Below are 18,422 nucleotides of genomic sequence, written 5' to 3'. Positions count from 1 at the left end.
TCGTAATTAGTATATAAACCTTACAGTATGAAACAATTTTCATTAATGCTTATAGCGCTTACACTATGCGGCGCGAGCTCCTGCAAAAAAGACAAACTTCCTACGTCAACTTCCGTCATGGGGCAATGGCGCTGGGTTAAATCAACAGGTGGTATAGGTGGTTTTACTATAACACCGCAAAGCGCCGGTTTTACTCAACGCTACCAATTTAATGACGATAGCACTTTTCGTTTTTACAGAAAAGATACGGTGGCTATGCAAGGCAAATTCTCTATCATCAGGAATTATAAATATGGCGGCACAACTATCGACGTATTCAAAACAGGCAATAGGTTTGACCAATCCTTACTGATCAGAAATGACACCCTATACCTCTACGATATATCCATAAGCGATGGATACAATAATACTTACGTGAGGATAAAATAGTCTCAAAGCTTTAAAGAAAGGCTGTCATTTCGATAGAGCATAGGCGGGCACGAGCGTTGTGCGAAAGAGAAATCTTCTGCTGTTTACAAAGCGACAATTGCGTGTCGAAGAAGATTTCTCCTCGTACCTCGTTCGAAATGACAGCTTTTTATTTCCCCAAAAAACTTCGAACTTAAACAGCATCCGGTATAAAATTCACCTGATTTTCCTGCTCAAATGTTACGTAAACGCGGCGCCAGGGCTCGTCGTTGATCAGGCGCCATTTGTGGGCGGTGCCGGTAGTATCGGTAGCTATCAGTATTTCGCCGGGTTTCAGTATAAAAGTTTCGCCTGTGCGGGTCTCAAACTCCAATGTACCTAACAGGGTGATCACGTATTGGTTGGTTGGCGCATTATGCCAATCGAAGAATGAATGTGGCGGCGATTCCTGGAACCGGACTGCCGAGGCCTCGTTAAACTGAGCTTCGGCCACGCTGCCCGTTTGTATGTGCGAATTACCGTCGGTCCCGGTATATAGTTTATATGCTTTGATCATTTTATTGAGCGGTGTTTGCAATGGCTGCTAAGCTAATACATTTTGCTATTTTAGTGATGAAGCAGGTATAATGGCATTGTAAATTATTGAGGCATCGTGAGCCTAAGACATGCTAAGATTTTAAAGCGCTTTTTATGATTTCCAGGATCCCTTCGTTTTTTACTATCCACATGCCTAATCGCTCTTCAGTAATGCCCTCTTTTAATTTGTAACTGTTTACCGGGTTGGTATCTTCAAAAATAGTTTCCATGTATCTGAAATTAATATTTTTAATAGATGATAATTCATGAGCAACCTCAACAATATGCGTAGAAACTACAAAAAAACAGGTTTTCACTTCGGCAAAGGCAGCAATGATGGCCAAAGAAGCGTCATAGGCATCTTTAACATTTGTCCCCCTGAACAGTTCGTCAAAAATCACGAACATATCTTTTGACTCATTTAATTTTTTGGCCACGTGCTTAACCCGCAATACTTCTTTATAAAAATGGCTATGTCCTTGTTCCACATCGTCGGCTAAGTTTATGGTGGTAATTAAACCTTTAAATGCGGAAGTCACCATACGTTTTGCAGGCACAGGAAAGCCTATCTGAGATAAATAAATAGCAATTCCAATGGCTTTAAGCATGGATGATTTTCCGGCCATATTGGTACCGGTAATAAAACAAACATTTTTGCCGGCATTAAATTCGATGTCGTTACTTATTGGATTAGCAATAAATGGATGGAATAAACCTTCAATAGTTAATCCCCCTGCGCTATTTTCATTAATTACCGGAAATGTAAAACCAAGGGCCTTACCGCTCAGGCTCACAGATTGATAAACATCTAACTGATACGCAACATTTAGCAAAGTCTTCATTTGCTCATACGCTATCTGTCTGAAAAAGCGATCAGCCTTCGCCATATCCGCAACGTTGCGATTGGGTTTCCTGATCAATTGTTTTAGCCATGCAAATTCCGCCGGCTGGAAAGTGCTTAAAATAGTGCGGCGGAATTCCTGTAGTTGTTTAGGCAGATCAGACTGTAAGGCCTCAGCAAATTTGATTAAGCTATCCAATATCAACAGTGCGCTTTCTATGCCGGTTTTAATTACATAATAATCACTATTATTAAACTTAAACGCGTATATGATTTTTTCCAGAAACCCGGTTATACCTGAAAATAGGTTGGCCTGATCATGCTTTCTTAAATAAAATTCAACAAAATCATAATCGTTTCTATTAAAGCTGATTTTAATATGATGTTCCTCCAAATACAAAAACACTGCTACTCTTTCCTTGATGTGAACAGGATCAACGAGCGGTTTGTTGAACATATCCAGCAACATTTCATTACCACCAATGGTATTTGTTTGGCCGAAAAGACCACATACCGATTGGCGGGAATTGTTATTTTGAAATATGGCCAGATCATTTAGTGTTTGTCTGTCTATATCGAAATTCATATAAATGTTGATAAGCGTTGTTGCTTAACATCAACGCCCAAAATAAAATTGTAGTTTTCGGTGCCTGTATTATTTAATTAAAATTTGCAAGGGTATTAATTGCAAGCATATATTTCTTGAACCGACCGCTTTAAAACACTATTTTTATTGCGTACATTTTTATACGGTAAACATAACCGGCTAATTAAAAAAATGAAGAAACTATTCCTTTTAGTGTGCCTTTTTATGGCCGCCCAGGGCTTTGGCTTTGCAAAATCCATCGCCATTAACCACTTTGTTGTAAAAGAAAACCCCTTTGCTGTTGATGAGGTTGCAGTGGTTGCTACCGATACCGCAGGTGTGATTCAGGAAGATGTAAATGGGGTATTCACCTTTGTAATGAACGGTTTTCAGGAACAATTGAAATTTGAAAAAGGGACCGCCTTTTATCGCCATAAGCTTGATCGCTCCAGCTTTTTATATGCCAAACACATGAATGACAGCGGCACACACGCCATACTCTATTATATTTATAAGCACGATAGTAAATTAAGCCCCTTCCATATCAGCTGGATCTTCCTGGTGGCCATTCCGTTGGCACTGGCGCTGCTGGCTTATATGTTTAAGCGGTTTATAATTATAGCGGTGATCATACTCTGCATATTCCTGTATTTTAACTACCACAACGGCTTGAGTATGCCTACTTTTTTTGAGAGTATTATTGACGGACTGAAGGGAATGTTTTAGTAGATGTGCGGATATGTGAATGTGCAGATGTGCAAATTCTGTTAATTCCAAAATTCTGATTCAGACAAAAAGAATTCAATAAATCAGTAATCCAATAATTAGCTTAAATCACTAATTCAATAACTCAGTAATTATCTTAAATCACTAATTCACTAACTCAATAATTCACTCATTAAAACGGCAGTCCGACACCAAAGTTTAGCTGCATAAAGTTGTAGCTGTCGCCCTGTATTTTGCCCTTGCTGTCGGTGCTGGTTTTGTTGGCTTTTAAATAGGCTTCCTTAAATTCGCCCGATTTAAATAATTCGCCAAAGTGTTTGATCAGCACCCATTGATCGGAGCCGTTAAACTGAGGATCTTTAAATTTAAATGCCGCATCGAGCCTGAAGATGAAGAAGCCGAGATCGAACCGCAGGCCTGTACCAATACCAATAGCTGTTGATTGTAACAGGTTATCAAACCTGAATTCGCCGCCGGGGTTTTCGGCCTTTTTACCCAGGCGCCATACGTTACCGGCATCCATAAATATGGCTCCTTTTAGTTTGGCTCCCCAAAGGTTATTAGCGAGTGTATACCGGTACTCGGCATTGCCTATTATTTTTATTTCGCCAAACTGATCAAGATATTTTAAACCTGCACGATTGGTAGTATCGGTTCCATAATAAGTTCCGCGGTTAAACTGTCCGGGCCCCAGGGTACGGGGTAACCAGGCACGGATATCGTTAGCGCCGCCTGTATAAAAGTTTTTTTCAAATATCAACTGGTTACTGTTACCGTAAGGGATGCCGATACCCGGGTTAATGCGGAATATAAATTGCCGCTCTCCGCCCAGTGTTTTGTAAATACGCAGATCGAGTTCGGTTTTGGCATATTGCGAAAAAGTATAACCAAAAATTTTACGTTCATTATCCGCGTCTCTCGGCGCATTAAACACGCTGCTTGCCAGGCTCAGAAAATTGCCCCCGATATCTAAACTGCCACGGAAATACATAAAGTTCTTATAAGAGTTTAATTCAATGGCGTTATACTGAAAGGTGTACTGGCTGCCTGTTGTAAACGTGGTACGGCCAATTAATTTTATATAGGATTGCCTGTTTTGTTTAATCAGGGTATCCATGGCAACCGGGTCAAGTATACCCCGCGAAAACTCAATACTGATAGGTGTAATAGTATGTTGCTTACGACCGGTTTCAAAAAAATCGTAGCTCACAGAGTTAATAAAGCTTTCGCGCCGCACAATGCCTTTTTGGTAAAACAGCGAATAGTTGCTGGAGAAGGTAGTATGAGGCACACCGAATTTACCTAACAACGGAAAATTAAACGGGGTTAAAATACGGGGGTAAATAAGGTTAACCCCAGCTCTTAGTTCCTGGTTTTGGATGCTGCGCCCGTTATCAAATAAAATACTCCAGTTTAATTTTACCTGTAAAATAGCGGCCTGTTTAAACAGGTTACGGTTGGTAAAGGTATTACCTATGTTATAACCAAAACGCCCGCCACTAAACAGGACCTCACCCTCTACCCGGTCCGACATTTTTTTGAGCGGTACGATATCAATTTTGGTATTAAGCCGGTGACTACTGTCGGGCAGTTTTTCATAAGTAGGGTTGGGCACATTACGAAACACACCTAATTCCGAAAGCCGGGCTGTGGTAAGGGTTTGATTATCTGCATTGTAAAGATCATTCTTGTGCTGAAAGGTATAATCTTTTACCACCCGTGGCTTAAAACGGCCAGAGAAATCAACAAACCTAAACTGCGAATCAACCTGTATGGTATCCACTTTACCTGTTGTACGCCCGCTGCTCCGCGAAATGGTAACCAGTGTATTATTGATCCAGTAAAGAGGATGTTCCTTTTTTCCCGGCGGATTATCAACGATCATTTTAACATCAACCACACTATTATTAAAGGTAGAGTCGTAATCAAAGCTCACATATTGCCGGTAAAAATCAAAGTAGCCATTCCGTTTCATCAGCGCGTAAAGCTCATCCCTGTCATGAGCCAGGCTATCGGTATCAAAACGCGCCCCCGGCGAAATATGGGAGATCTTATTTCGGTTGGCATCAAATAAAGTTTTAACTTTTTTATCGGCAATACTATCTGATACCTTCCTTACACGAAACATAGGCCCCTCCTGGGCGGTAAAAACCAATTCGGCTTTTTGTTTTTTAACTAAAATGCTGTCCTTTACCGTAGCTTTCAGATACCCGCGGTTCCGGATATATTTTTCTATCTGGCCACGTGAAAACTCCACCAGGTTACTATCCAGGATGGAAGGTGTTTCGCCAAAATTGCGTTTGCCGTTTTTATTGAAAGTATAATAAAATTGCAGATTGAGCCAGTTATTGGGCTGCTGTTCTTTATCTACATAATTTACAGCAGTTTCGGCAAATTCCTTATCAATACCTTTAATGGTAATTTTGCGCACAATTATCTGGTCTTTTTTTAAACCACGGGTGCTGCTGCAGCCCGATCCGATAATGAGCAGCAAAATACTTAATATTGTAAGGCGGAAAACAGCAGGGTTTATATATGCTTTCAAAATCACAAATCAGTTTATTATCATCCTTACAACATAAAAAGTTCCGCAGGGAACATGGCTTATTTATGGTTGAGGGCTACAAATCGGTTACGGAATTTATAAACTCTGCTTACCAGGTTGATACCATATACCATACCCCTGCAATTGCTCCAAAATTGCTGAATTTATCCCGAAAAATAAACTTTCAGGAAATTTCATTAAATGAACTCCAAAAAATCAGCTCCCTGAAAACACCGCAGGAGGTAATTGGTTTGGTCAAGATACCAATATGGCCGATATTAAATTACAAAGCACTCGAAAAAAAATTCTCGCTGGTGCTGGATAACGTGCAGGATCCGGGCAATATGGGCACCATCATCCGTACAGCCGATTGGTTTGGTATACAGGATATTATCTGCTCGGAAGACACGGTCGACGTATATAATCCCAAAGTAGTACAGGCTACCATGGGTTCGCTGGCGCGCGTGAATGTGCATTATGCTGATCTTTTAAGCGTGCTGCCGCAGATCAAGCTTCCCATATTTGGCGCTATGCTCAACGGGCACAATATGTATAACACCAATTTTGGCGCCGAAGGCCTGCTGGTGATGGGCAACGAAGGGAACGGCATCAGCGCCGCTGTTGAGCAACTGATAACCAGCGCCGTAACCATCCCCAAGGCCGGAAATGCCGAATCATTGAACGTGGCAATTGCAACGGCCATACTTTGTTCTGAAATAAAAAGAAATTCAATGAAATAAATGTTGGCTTTCCAAAAAATAAATTACTATTTTTGCAGTCCTTAAAAAATGGTCGGGTGGCCGAGTGGCTAGGCAGAGGTCTGCAAAACCTTTTACAGCGGTTCGAATCCGCTCCCGACCTCAAGGGTTTAAAAAAATTTAAAATATCAACACCATGGGCGTTACTCGTTTAAAAAGAAAAGATAGAAAAAACAAAACCACTTCACGTTTAGAAGTTCAGTTTTTGAAACTGGCTACCAACCTGGAGTACGGAAGCCGTTCTGCTGAGTCAAAACACAGCCAGATAGCTAAAAACAACGAAGTTTTAGCAAAAGCTGCAGCTGCTGCAAAATAATTTTTCTATTTGGGCGCTTAGCTGTGCTCAAAAAGATCTTATAAAATCCTGCTGGTTTCAGAAACCGGTGGGATTTTTTTATGGGTGGAAATTTGACCATTGATGAAAATGATTACGTTGATTTCGCTGATGATTTTTGTCAGAACAGCTATTTGTCAGAACCATGATTTTTAGGATTTGGGGATTATTTTGATTTTTTAAGAAAATCGGGGTAATCGAATAATCCTAAAAACGGCGAAGCCCCTCTTGAACACCATTGAAAAATAATCAATTAGTGAAAATCATGGTTCAGAAAAAAATCAGCGAAATCAACGCAATCAAACAAATCAACGGTTTAGCAGCTTCTTATTGATCCTGCCTATTAATCCTGGCCCTTCATAAATAAAACCGGTATACAGCTGCACCAGCGATGCGCCGGCCTGTAGTTTCTCCACCGCGTCATCTGCAGAGTGGATGCCACCCACACCAATGATGGGGAACGAGCCTTTAGATTTTTGATGCAGGTAACGGATCACCTCGGTTGAGCGTTTGGTTAATGGTTTGCCACTCAGGCCTCCCATTTCATTTTTTAAATCTTCGGCAGCAGTTAAATTTTCGCGACTAATAGTTGTATTGGTAGCAATAATACCCGCTATGCCGGTTTGCTGTACTATATCAACAATATCATCCAGCTGCGAATCGGTGAGATCTGGAGCTATTTTCAGGAGAATTGGCCTGCTGATACCGTTTTTTGAGTTGCGTTGTTGCAGCGTATGGAGCAGATGCATCAGCGGCTCCTTTTCCTGCAGTTCGCGCAGGCCTGGTGTATTGGGCGAACTTACGTTTACCACAAAATAATCAACCACATCAAACAGGCGATCAAAGCATTTGATATAATCATTAACCGCTTCTTCGTTAGGAGTAACCTTATTTTTGCCGATGTTACCGCCGATGATCAAATCTTTCTGTGCTCCTTTCGCGCTTCTGCGGAAAGTAGCTATCCGCTCAGCGGCCACATCAACACCAAAGTTGTTAAAACCCATGCGGTTAATCAGCGCGCCATCTGCTGGTAAGCGAAACATCCGTGTTTTTGGGTTACCAGGCTGTGGCAACGGGGTAACGGTGCCTATCTCTACAAAACCAAAACCGATGTTGGCCATTTCGCCCATGAGTTCGGCATTCTTATCAAAACCGGCTGCCAGTCCTACCGGGTTTTTAAACCGGAGGCCAAATACCTCTCTTTCCAGTCGCGGGTTGTTCACATCCCAAATGGCCCTGCTCAAGGTAGCTCCACCCGGAAAACGGTTGAACCGTTTTAAGTTGCGGGTTACAAAATAATGTACTTTTTCGGGATCGAACTGGAATAGGATGGGTTTTAATAAAAAATACATGCCGCGAAGTTAGCACATTCCTTTATGTGTGTAAACCAGAATTTTAGGATTTTTGATTTGGAGGCTGCTGACATTGCTGTGGAAAGAGGGTAAACCCTTTTCTGCACGCGTCATTGCGAGGCACGAAGCAATCTCTACACAGGCAGGTCAATTAACGTAGGTTATTCTGTTTGCTCTGTATAGCATAGAGATTGCTTCGTGCCTTACAGCAATGACGCGCGGGAGGATGTTTGCCGGGGTGAGTTGTTTTACGCTTCGCTAAACTCGCGGCAGCATTTTTTTATTTCAAAAAACAAGGTAAATCTGTATTTTCGGAAATTCAGTTCCTAAAACAAATCCAAATGACGATCAGAGAAAGATTAAGAGACACTTTTAAGCAGGGCCGTCGTAATTTTTTGAAAACCGCAGCCGTAGGTTCAATAGCTTCGGTGGGCATCCCCCAAATTGTATCGGCAGCATTGGCTACCGAAAAAAACGCGCCCAAATTAAAATTCAATAACGGCGACGTGATCTTATTCCAGGGTGATTCCATTACCGACTGGGGCCGCGATCGTAACGTAAAAGAACCTAATAACACAAAAGCACTTGGCTCAGGCTATGCCTTAATAACCGCATCAAAACTACTGCTTGATCATGCTGATAAAAATTTGCAGATATACAATAAAGGCATCAGCGGTAATAAGGTTTTTCAACTGGCCGAACGCTGGACCAGCGATTGCCTGGACCTGAAACCCAATATCCTGAGCATCCACATCGGTGTAAACGATTTTTGGCATACGCTTACGGGCGGTTATACCGGCACTATTGATACGTACATCACCGACTATAAAAAACTGCTTACCCTTACCAAACAAACCCTGCCCGATATTAAACTGGTGATCTGCGAGCCTTTTGCCACCAAAGGTGTACGGGCGGTGGACGATAAATGGTACCCTACATTTAACTTATTCCGCAAAGCCGCGCGTGACATCGCTACCGAGTTCGGAACCGTTTTTGTACCCTACCAGGCCGCGTTTGATAAAGCACTGGAAGTAGCCCCTGCCCCTTACTGGAGCATGGACGGTGTCCATCCCAGTGTACCCGGCGAAGCACTCATGGCACAAACATGGCTTAAAGCGGTTGTGGGATAAAAGATTTTGGGATTAAGGAACAAGGACAAAGGATTCCATATCGAATAATGAATGCTGAGTTTCGAATATTGACGTAAGAAACAAACATTATTTCGTCATTCATCATCCGAAATTCATTATTCGATATTACTCTTTCAGCCTTAAGCTTTCGGCCTTCGGCTTTAAGCTCAAAAATCGTATCTTTGCGCGCAAATGATTGCTATAAATAACCTTACGTTTGAGATTGGTGCGCGGGCCCTTTACGATGAAGCCAACTGGCATATAAAACCCGGTGAAAAAATTGGTTTAATAGGTGCCAATGGAACCGGGAAAACTACCCTTCTGAAAATTATTGTAGGCGACTATAAACCTACATCGGGCACCATATCAATGGCTAAGGACCTTACCATGGGTTACCTGAACCAGGATTTGCTGTCATACTCATCTGATAAAACTATTGTGCATGTAGCGATGGAGGCTTTTGAGCGCCAGAACCAACTGCATGACGAGATAGAAAACCTGCTTAAAAAGCTGGAAACCGACTATACCGAAGATCTTTTACACAAGCTGAGCGATAAGCAACATGAGTTTGAGCTGCTTGATGGTTATAACATTGAATATAAGGCCCGTGAAATTTTAGCCGGTTTGGGCTTTAGCGACAGCGATTGCGAACGCAAACTCAACACCTTTTCGGGTGGATGGCGCATGCGGGTAATGCTGGCCAAAATATTATTGCAGGCCCCGGACATCCTGCTACTGGATGAGCCTACCAACCACCTGGACTTACCATCTATCCAATGGCTGGAAGATTATCTGAAAGCTTTTAACGGCGCTATCATCATCGTATCGCACGATAGGTGGTTCCTGGATAAAGTGATCAACCGTACGGTAGAATCACGCAAGGGCAAACTGACCGTTTACGCGGGTAACTATACTTTTTACCTGGAGGAGAAAGCCCAGCGCGAAGAAATTCAGCGTGGGGAGTTCAAAAACCAGCAATCAAAAATAAAACAGGAAGAGCGTTTGATCGAGCGTTTCCGCGCCAAAGCATCCAAAGCGAAAATGGCTCAGTCGCGTATCAAAATGCTGGATAAAATGGAACGTGTGGATGATGTGGATGATGATAACCCAACCGTTAACTTCGCCTTCCGTTTCTCCAGGCAATCTGGCCGTCACGTGGTGACTTTAGAGGATATCGTTAAAAAATACCCTGCCATTGATATTTTGAATGGCGGCGAGGCGGTAATTGAAAAAGGCGATAAAATTGCCCTGATCGGTGCCAACGGTAAAGGTAAATCGACACTGTTGCGCATTATTGCTTCTGCCGATCATGATTATCAAGGTAAAGTAACTACCGGGCATAATGTAACTACTACATTTTTTGCCCAGCACCAGCTGGAATCCCTGCACCTGGAAAACCAGATATTGCAGGAGTTACAGGCTTTTGCCCCAAAACATACCGATACAGAGCTGCGTACTATATTGGGTTCGTTCCTGTTTACCGGCGATGATGTGTTTAAAAAGATCAAGGTATTATCGGGTGGTGAAAAATCACGCGTGGCTTTGGCCAAGGCGCTTACTGCCGATGCCAACTTCCTGGTACTGGATGAGCCTACCAACCACCTGGATATGCAATCGGTAAATATCCTGATCCAGGCGCTGGAGCAATATGAAGGTACGTTCATTGTGGTATCGCACGACAGGTATTTCCTGGATAACGTGGCCAACAAGATCTGGTTTATTGAAGATCAGAAGATTAAGATTTACCCGGGTACTTATGCCGAGTATGATGAGTGGGCGGCTAAACGCAAGCTGGAACCTAAAACAGCCATACCGGCTGCGCCTCAGCCTAAAAAGGAAGAGAAAAAGCCTGAACCGGTTAAACAACCACAAGGCGAAAACAAACATCAGCAGCTTAAAAAACTAAACCAGGACCTGGCCAAAATGGAAGAACAGATTGCCGACCTGGAAAAAACGGTAAAGCAACTGGAAGCCCAACTGGCCGACGATAAAATTTATACCGATAGCAACAAATTAAAAGATACCAACGCGAACTATTCCCAAAAACAAGCCGAACTAAAACAGGTTCAGCAAAAATGGGAAGCACTGGCCGAGCAGATCCTCGAGCTGGAAGCGTAACCCCCTAACCCCCTGAAGGGGGAACATCAGATTATATTTTTAAAAGCCTTCCAAAGTTTTAAAAACTTCGGAAGGCTTACTTCATTACTCACCACTCACTATTCACTACTCACCACTCATCCACTTGCGCTCGTTTGCAACGAGTGCTTATTGTGGAAAGGCGATTGCATCGCCCTTGCGTTTTAAACGCAAATCCATGGTAAGCACTCGTTGCAAACGAGCGCAAGGCTGAGAACATCAGATTATATTTTTAAAAGCCTTCCAAAGTTTAAAAACTTCGGAAGGCTTACTTCACTACTCACCACTCACTACTCACTACTCACTACTCACTACTCACCACTCACTAATTAATATCCCTTTGTGGGTACCAGGTTGGGGTTATTCCGTAATTCCCGGCTTGGTATCGGGAATAAAAGCTCTCTGTCGGTTAAAACCGGGCCGTATGAAAATTTATGACCAACATAATTATCAAAGCCTTTGGTGTCCAAATTAAATGCTTTGCGAAGGCGTGCCATATCAAACCAGGTAATGTTTTCAAAGCATAGCTCGTACCAGCGTTCGCGCCAAATGGCTTCCCGGAACTGTTCTTTTGATAAGCCGGTGAGGTTGGGTAAAGTTGCTCTTGTTCGTATTTGATTAACCGCGTCATACGCTTTTGCACCCGGGCCGTTAACTTCATTGGAAGCCTCCGCGTAAATCAGCAGCACATCGGCATAACGGATAAGCGACCAGTTCAAATCGCTATTGGCGGTACTTGTTTGTGCAACCACATCAAATATCTTATAAATAAAATATCCGCCCAGATCAACCACCTTAGTCCTATCGTCCTGGTTGGTGAATTTGGTAAAAAAGAACTGTCCTTCTTTGGCGCGCAGATCTGCAGGGTCATACGATTGTACAAAGGCCCCTGTAGCATAGATTCCCCCGGTTTCGCTGGAATATGCCGAGATGTTTTTGTTATAAGGGATGATCAACTCCTGCCAGTTTCCGGGTATGATCTGTGTTTTATACTGGATCATAAAAATGTTCTCTTCCACATTCTTCTTCGCCGGGTTATGCAGATCACCGTAAGTGGTAAATAATTTAAATTGTTTGGAGTCCAATACCTCTTCCGCTTTTTTAGATGCCAGATCATAATACTCCGCGCCCTTTTGCAGGGGAAAACCGGCCATGGTGAGGTATACTTTAGCCAGTAACGATTTTACCGCTCCTAAACTTACCTTCCCGCTGGCATCAGTCCAGGGTAATCCGGCAGCCTCAGCTGTTTTCAAATCGTCGACTATCACTTTATAAACATCTTCCGGGGCTGCCTGTTTAGGTCGCAACTGTGGTGATTGCAAATCAACGGGCTCCGTAATCAGGGGGATATTGCCAAACAACTGTACCAGCGTAAAATAATACCAGGCCCTTAAAAAATGAGCTTCACCCAACAACCTTTTTGATTCGGCTGCATCCATGGCTATGCCCGGTATCTTGGCTATGGACAAATTAGCATTACCAATTCCTTTATAATAATTTTGCCAGTAATTCAAGCCATAAGCATTATCGGCGGTATTGCGCAGATCTTTTACAAAGTAGCTATCCACAGCCTGCCCCAGGTCGGTAGCGGCCTGGCCGGTTGCAAATTCTGTCATTGTCCAGGCGCCGCCGCCAAAGCCGCTGCTCATGGGATCGCGCAAGCTGGCATAAATAGCATTTACCGAACTCCGGGCATGCTCAGGCTTGGTAAAATAATTATCAACGGTAAAATTACTCTTGTCGGTTTCATTTAAAAATTTCTTACAACCGGTAACTCCTAACGTACCAACTGCTAAGGCCAGTAATCCGTATTTTTTTATGATAGTTTTCATGATTTTTTCTTTAAAGGTTTGCGTTCAATTATAATCCGATGTTAAGGCCGAGCATAAATACCCTTGGCTTTGGATAATCATACAGTGTTAAGCCCTGGTCAAAAGGCGCGCTGGAGTTGGAAACCTCCGGATCATATCCTTTATATTTGGTAGCCACGAAAAAATTCTGAACCGAACCGTAGATCCTTAACCGGCTCAATTTTAATTTCGAAATAGTTTTTGACGGAAAAGTATACGCCAGCAGCAAATTGCGCCCGCGGATAAACGAACCGTCGGTTACCTTGTGGCTATCGTTATTGGTGGTATAATAAGCGTTAATAGGCCTGATCTGCGCTATAGGTGTATTCTGATTAGTTTCTGTCCAGGCGTTCAATACCGTTTTATAACTGTTGGCGATGCCCTGTCTGTCTTCGGCCGAGTGAATGCTCCGATCGAGTACATCATTACCATACATGTATTGCAGATCTACAGTGAGCGACCATGCTTTATACTGGAAAGTATTCAGGAAAGTACCAAAGCCATCGGGTATACCTTTTCCGATGATCGTCCTGTCCAGGTCATTAATGGTACCATCATTATTCAGGTCTTTATACTTGATATCGCCCGGCAGCATACCATATTTTTTAGCTTCGGCAGCCTCGGCGGTGCCCCAGGTTCCCAAACTAACCCGGCCAAAGAAAGAACCAACAGGTTCACCAACCCTAATGACACCGTTACCCGAGTAGATATCGGCATTGCCGTTGGCCAATGCAAGCACTTTATTTTTATTGACTGAAATATTGAAAGTGGTGCTCCAGGTAAAATCGCCGGTTTTAATATTAGTGGAGTTAAGGGTAAACTCGATCCCTTTATTTTCCATACTGCCTACATTGGAGTAAACGCTGCCATAACCACTGGAGAATGGTAAGGGGGCGTCCAGCAACATACCATCTACTTTGCGGCGGTACAGATCAAGCTCCAGGTTCAGCCTGTTGTTGAACAGGCCCAGTTCCATACCAAAGTCCAGTTGCTTTGTTTTTTCCCATTGCAGGGTTGAATTGGCTACCCGGTTGGTGCCTACGCCAATATTGCGTTCGCCATTAAAAATAACGTTATAATTACCCAAACCGGCCAAAGCCCTGTAGGCCGGAATTTCGGAGTTGCCGGTAGCGCCATAACTGGCCCGCAGTTTTAAATTGGAAATAGCAGGGATATTCTTCATAAAATCCTCCTCCATTACCCGCCAGGCCAAGGCTGCCGAAGGAAAGAAAGCATACTGATTATCGGTCCCGAATTTTGAAGAGCCATCATAACGGCCGGTAAAAGTGACTAAATACTTGTCCCGAAAACCGTAGTTGACACGGGCAAAATAAGAGTTTAATCCATACGCCTGCGCGTTTGAATAAGGCGCCTGGGGGCTTGATCCCGCACCCAAATTATTGAACTGAAAATAGGGATCGGTAAAACCCTGTGTACTCGCCTGGTCCTCAAACCGGTCAACATGCTGCCAGGATACACCTCCCATGGCAGTTACCGCGTGTATTTTAGCAAACCGTTTATTATAAGTAAGGTAGTTTTCAAACTGCCACGAATTATACCGGTTATTATTTACAGAGGCATCTCCATTATCCGAAATATATTGCATTCCTTTCACCGCCGAATAATCCTCCCGCTGGTTAATAATATTTACACCTACGGTCGATTTAAAATCCAATTCCGGCGCCAGGTGAATATTGGCCGACATATCGCCAAGCAAAGTTTGGGTATGTAAAAGCGAGATCCTGTCTGCGGCTATCCTTAAAGGGCTATCACCACCTTCCATTCCCGGATAGTCCCTGTTACTTGCCCATGTTCCATCCGGATATTTTACCGGGATGATAGGCAGTTCTTCTATCACCTGGCGCATCATGGTAATACCGCCACCGTCAAGCTGATCTACCTGCTTATCGTCTTGATTGGTATAACTCAGGGTACCGCCAATTTTTATCCAGCTTTTTACCTGGCTGTCAAACACAAAACGGCCGGCAAACCTTTTTTGCCATGAACCTTTTGCCAGGCCCTCCTGGTTACGATAGTTTAAAAAAGCGCCTATACTTCTTTTTTCGTCGCCATCGGTAATACCCAACTGATGGTTTTGCGTAAAGGCTTTTTGAAATGCTTCTTCCTGCCAGTCGGTATCATATAACGGGTTTCCGTTGGCATCAAATAATTTAGGATTGGTACGCTTGGTTTTGGGATTGGTGTATTTTGTACCCGTGGCCCAGCCAATGGGGTCATATTTTTGCGCGTTGGCGTAAGCCAGGTCCTCCACAGCTAAAAACTCTTTGGAGTTGAGCACCGCCAGCTTTTTAGGCAACACACCTATACTGAAATCAGGATCATAAGTAATTTTACCACCGCCAGAAGTTCCGCGTTTGGTGGTTACCAGTATCACGCCATTGGCTCCGCGAGCTCCGTAAATAGCGGTAGAAGAAGCATCTTTTAGTACCTCGATGGAGGCTATATCATTAGGGTTCAAATAATCTATCGGCGTACTACCGTTTCGCAGATCTACTGGATTGAGGATCACCCCATCTATTACGTATAGCGGATTATTGGAAACGCTCAGTGAACTGGAACCACGGATGCGGATATTTGACCGGGCGCCAGGCCTGCCGGAGTTGGAAGATACGTTTACCCCTGATACCCGGCCAGACAATCCCTGGTTTAAAGAAGAAGACGGACGTTCCTGCAGTGTTTCGGCTTTTACTGTTCCCACCGATCCGGTTAAGTCTGACTTTTTAACCGATCCGTAACCGATAACTACAACTTCATCTAATTTTTTTGATTGCGGCACGAGTTTGATCGACATGTTTCCGGGACCCGCTTGCACCTCCTGGGTAATATAGCCCACGTATGATACTACCAGGGTCGCGTCATCAGGAATGCCCTTCAAACTAAAGTTTCCTTCCGTATCGGTTATAGTGGCTTTTTCAACATTCTTTACTTTAACAGTTGCTCCGGGTACCCCAAGGCCATTCTCATCCAAAACCTTGCCCTTTACATCAATGGGCAATAGGGATGAATAATGGAAGGTTCGCAGGCTCTTCGCGTTGAGTGGCATGGTCATGGCCATCAATACAGCCAATGCAACATACATGATCTTCAGGCCCAAAGCCGGGCCTCTGAAAGACAGGGGAAAAATTTGTTTCATTGCAGGAAATTTAATTGGTTTACAGATTAATTGATTAGAGTAGCGGGCGGGCAGTTATGACTGTTCACCTGGTTGTGAATTGGATAAGGTTTGTGGGCCCTTAGCATTTAGCCGTACGCCCTTAAATGCAGTCGGAGCACAACATCAATGATCTTTTTGGGCAAAGCGCGGCCATTACAAGGCAGGGGTAAAACTTGTTTCATAGCAGGAAATTTAATTAGTTACAGATTAACCAGATTGGGCGACTAATAGACAGTTAAAGCTACCGGCCAGCTGTAAAAAAATGAGTGAGGTTAAGCTTTTTTGCTCAGGCTTAATCGTGTTAACGATATAGCCCATTCCACATTAATAGCCTTTGGGAGCAAAGCATAGCCACGGGGAGAATTGTTGTAAATTTTTTTCATTGCAGGAAAATTAGTTGGTTACAGGTTAATTGGTTTAAGCAGTCAACGTATAGATATTACCGCTTATTTTTCAATGTTATAAAACTATAATACTGATTACAGCTATTAGTAACCGATATGAGCAATCTATTATGTTATCTTAACATGCAAATAATCAATGATATAAATAAATATATCAAATTTATTAAATGTAATTTATACATATATTCATCATAACGGTCAACAAATCTGTAGTTATTCTGATCCTGCTTTTATATTGTTAGATGCCTCAGCCTGTCTACACTTCGCTGAGTGGCGACTGAAGCGATGCCAGGGTGAATCTTAGGGACGAAAACTTGCTTGTTCGATTTTTTCGTTGATCGGCCTATCCCAAAAAGATACCTTACCCATTCAGATCTCCTTATTAAAAATTCATAACAAAACATAACAATACTTAGGGATACAACAACTATAACCACATATTTAAGGCCGATAGAAAGCTGTGATTGCACAACAAAATAGCCAATAAACACAATTACAGGCTGATGAATAATATAAAATGGTAACACCGCCTCATTGCCATATTTGAGGAATTTATTGCTATGGTTTAAATTACTTTTGGCGAAACCCAGCAACGTACAGATCCAGCTGAAACAAATCAAACTTCGTAATGCTATTTTTAGGCAATACGGGAATGTGCCAAATTCAAACCTTATGTTATTTAAAAAAAAATAAATATTTAATGCTGTTGATAAAACTGTTATTATCAGTAAAGGGTAGCGGTACTTTAGCCAGGTGCTTGGAATATTAGCCATCGAAAATGCAAAATATCCTAAAATGAACAACACTAAATGCTCTACCATATTCCACCCTCCCCAAACTCTGGCTCCGATGATACCCTCGGGCGAGAACAAGCAGCCGGGCAGTGCAAGCAGGATCACGAATACCAATAACCAGGTTAGAGATGATCCGGATTTTGTACGGCTTGCTGATTTTCGCTTTAAAAGCAATAACAAGGGCAGGGTAATAACAGAGAAAATAAAGAGTAGCAGCAAATACCATAAATGCAACCCCATCCACGCAAAATTTCCGCCAAAGGCATACAATCCCGAAAAATAATGCGGCAGAAACTCAAAAAACGTACCTGTAAACTGGTGGTGCGAAAGCCTTTCGAAATAAACCTGGTGTGGAGAAAGGATGAAAATACCAAGAATTAAAGGAATTAAAACTCTTTGCATCCGGTCTTTAAGAAACTTACCACCGGTTTTTGACTGAAGCGCAAACCACGTACTTGCGCCCGAAATAAAGAAAAACAGGGGCATCATCCATTGTACCATAAAAAAACTGAACAGGCTTGCTGTTGGTGAAACAACTGCGTTTTTTACATGCCAGTCGTCAAAATCAAAAAAGCGGCCGCAATGAAAAAGAAATACCAGGCAAATGGTGATTACCCTTAACCAGTCGAGGTAATACTGCCTGCTGGCGTTTCCAGGGTTAATGTTTTTTAATGTTTGGCCTTGGTTCATGATGTTTTATTTTTTAATTTATAAACTAAATTATCTGTGTATTAAAAGTTTACAATTTTAAACTGTTATAAATTAAAGCACGACTCAGTGGTCAAAGGATTAACACCATTGGTCAAA

At 42.7% G+C, this 18,422-nt stretch carries 13 protein-coding genes and 1 tRNA gene; 7 read left to right on the top strand and 7 right to left on the bottom strand.

Features of this window, described 5'->3' with window-relative positions:
• Positions 1-27 precede the first annotated feature (27 nt).
• On the top strand, positions 28-429 hold the full coding sequence (locus tag ACNURT_RS06285; protein ID WP_419701014.1) for a hypothetical protein: 402 nt from the start codon (positions 28-30) through the stop codon (positions 427-429).
• Positions 430-601: 172 nt separating this feature from the next.
• Here the strand turns inward: ACNURT_RS06285 and ACNURT_RS06280 are convergent, their stop codons facing one another.
• Together ACNURT_RS06280 and ACNURT_RS06275 are read right to left on the bottom strand one after the other, a co-directional pair.
• The gene (locus ACNURT_RS06280; RefSeq protein ID WP_419701013.1) at positions 602-964 is read right to left on the bottom strand and encodes a hypothetical protein; all 363 of its coding nucleotides are present in this window, start codon (positions 962-964) and stop codon (positions 602-604) included.
• Positions 965-1,076: 112 nt separating this feature from the next.
• Positions 1,077-2,411 carry a MutS-related protein gene (locus ACNURT_RS06275; RefSeq protein ID WP_419701012.1) on the bottom strand — a complete coding sequence of 445 codons (1,335 nt, stop codon included), beginning with the start codon at positions 2,409-2,411 and terminating at the stop codon, positions 1,077-1,079.
• 192 nt (positions 2,412-2,603) lie between these two features.
• Between ACNURT_RS06275 and ACNURT_RS06270 the strand changes: the two genes are divergently transcribed.
• Positions 2,604-3,137: a hypothetical protein gene (locus ACNURT_RS06270; protein ID WP_419701011.1), complete on the top strand. Its 534-nt coding sequence runs from the start codon at positions 2,604-2,606 to the stop codon at positions 3,135-3,137.
• Between the two features lie 172 nt (positions 3,138-3,309).
• On the opposite strand, the gene ACNURT_RS06265 is transcribed toward ACNURT_RS06270, so the two are convergent.
• The gene (locus ACNURT_RS06265) at positions 3,310-5,682 is read right to left on the bottom strand and encodes a BamA/TamA family outer membrane protein (protein WP_419701010.1); all 2,373 of its coding nucleotides are present in this window, start codon (positions 5,680-5,682) and stop codon (positions 3,310-3,312) included.
• Between ACNURT_RS06265 and ACNURT_RS06260 the strand changes: the two genes are divergently transcribed.
• The 3 genes from ACNURT_RS06260 (at position 5,673) to ACNURT_RS06250 (ending at position 6,756) form a co-directional block, all read left to right on the top strand.
• On the top strand, positions 5,673-6,422 hold the full coding sequence (locus ACNURT_RS06260) for a TrmH family RNA methyltransferase (protein ID WP_419701009.1): 750 nt from the start codon (positions 5,673-5,675) through the stop codon (positions 6,420-6,422). The genes ACNURT_RS06265 and ACNURT_RS06260 overlap by 10 nt on opposite strands.
• A gap of 50 nt (positions 6,423-6,472) precedes the next feature.
• Positions 6,473-6,543, top strand: a tRNA-Cys gene (locus ACNURT_RS06255).
• Positions 6,544-6,576: 33 nt separating this feature from the next.
• Entirely contained in the window at positions 6,577-6,756 is a 180-nt protein-coding gene (locus ACNURT_RS06250) for a spore protein (protein ID WP_370993996.1), read from the top strand.
• 326 nt (positions 6,757-7,082) lie between these two features.
• Here ACNURT_RS06250 and ACNURT_RS06245 read toward each other — a convergent pair whose 3' ends face one another.
• A complete protein-coding gene (locus ACNURT_RS06245) occupies positions 7,083-8,126 on the bottom strand; it encodes a quinone-dependent dihydroorotate dehydrogenase (protein ID WP_419701008.1) in 1,044 nt (347 codons plus the stop codon).
• 341 nt (positions 8,127-8,467) lie between these two features.
• Here ACNURT_RS06245 and ACNURT_RS06240 point away from each other — a divergent pair, with 341 nt between their 5' ends.
• On the top strand, positions 8,468-9,256 hold the full coding sequence (locus ACNURT_RS06240; protein WP_419701007.1) for an SGNH/GDSL hydrolase family protein: 789 nt from the start codon (positions 8,468-8,470) through the stop codon (positions 9,254-9,256).
• A gap of 192 nt (positions 9,257-9,448) precedes the next feature.
• Positions 9,449-11,374: a ribosomal protection-like ABC-F family protein gene (gene abc-f / locus ACNURT_RS06235; protein WP_419701006.1), complete on the top strand. Its 1,926-nt coding sequence runs from the start codon at positions 9,449-9,451 to the stop codon at positions 11,372-11,374.
• A 347-nt stretch (positions 11,375-11,721) separates the two neighbouring features.
• On the opposite strand, the gene ACNURT_RS06230 is transcribed toward abc-f, so the two are convergent.
• The 3 genes from ACNURT_RS06230 to ACNURT_RS06220 form a co-directional block, all read right to left on the bottom strand.
• Entirely contained in the window at positions 11,722-13,224 is a 1,503-nt protein-coding gene (locus tag ACNURT_RS06230; RefSeq protein ID WP_419701005.1) for a RagB/SusD family nutrient uptake outer membrane protein, read from the bottom strand.
• 28 nt (positions 13,225-13,252) lie between these two features.
• Entirely contained in the window at positions 13,253-16,396 is a 3,144-nt protein-coding gene (locus tag ACNURT_RS06225; protein WP_419701004.1) for a SusC/RagA family TonB-linked outer membrane protein, read from the bottom strand.
• A 655-nt stretch (positions 16,397-17,051) separates the two neighbouring features.
• Complete coding sequence (locus ACNURT_RS06220) at positions 17,052-18,305, bottom strand: acyltransferase family protein (protein ID WP_419701003.1); 1,254 nt, start codon at positions 18,303-18,305, stop codon at positions 17,052-17,054.
• Positions 18,306-18,422 lie beyond the last annotated feature (117 nt).

This window comes from Mucilaginibacter sp. NFX135, from assembly GCF_048565145.1.
Taxonomy (GTDB): domain Bacteria; phylum Bacteroidota; class Bacteroidia; order Sphingobacteriales; family Sphingobacteriaceae; genus Mucilaginibacter.
Note: the sequence above shows the minus strand (reverse complement) of the source record. Positions and strands in the feature narration are given on the sequence as shown.

Coding starts and splice junctions, on each gene's coding strand:
- ACNURT_RS06250 (WP_370993996.1), top strand. CDS start 6,577: ATGGGCGTTACTCGTTTAAAAAGAAAAGATAGAAAAAACAAAACCACT.
- ACNURT_RS06260 (WP_419701009.1), top strand. CDS start 5,673: ATGCTTTCAAAATCACAAATCAGTTTATTATCATCCTTACAACATAAA.
- ACNURT_RS06220 (WP_419701003.1), bottom strand. CDS start 18,305: ATGAACCAAGGCCAAACATTAAAAAACATTAACCCTGGAAACGCCAGC.
- ACNURT_RS06225 (WP_419701004.1), bottom strand. CDS start 16,396: ATGAAACAAATTTTTCCCCTGTCTTTCAGAGGCCCGGCTTTGGGCCTG.
- ACNURT_RS06285 (WP_419701014.1), top strand. CDS start 28: ATGAAACAATTTTCATTAATGCTTATAGCGCTTACACTATGCGGCGCG.
- abc-f (WP_419701006.1), top strand. CDS start 9,449: ATGATTGCTATAAATAACCTTACGTTTGAGATTGGTGCGCGGGCCCTT.
- ACNURT_RS06275 (WP_419701012.1), bottom strand. CDS start 2,411: ATGAATTTCGATATAGACAGACAAACACTAAATGATCTGGCCATATTT.
- ACNURT_RS06240 (WP_419701007.1), top strand. CDS start 8,468: ATGACGATCAGAGAAAGATTAAGAGACACTTTTAAGCAGGGCCGTCGT.
- ACNURT_RS06280 (WP_419701013.1), bottom strand. CDS start 964: ATGATCAAAGCATATAAACTATATACCGGGACCGACGGTAATTCGCAC.
- ACNURT_RS06245 (WP_419701008.1), bottom strand. CDS start 8,126: ATGTATTTTTTATTAAAACCCATCCTATTCCAGTTCGATCCCGAAAAA.
- ACNURT_RS06230 (WP_419701005.1), bottom strand. CDS start 13,224: ATGAAAACTATCATAAAAAAATACGGATTACTGGCCTTAGCAGTTGGT.
- ACNURT_RS06270 (WP_419701011.1), top strand. CDS start 2,604: ATGAAGAAACTATTCCTTTTAGTGTGCCTTTTTATGGCCGCCCAGGGC.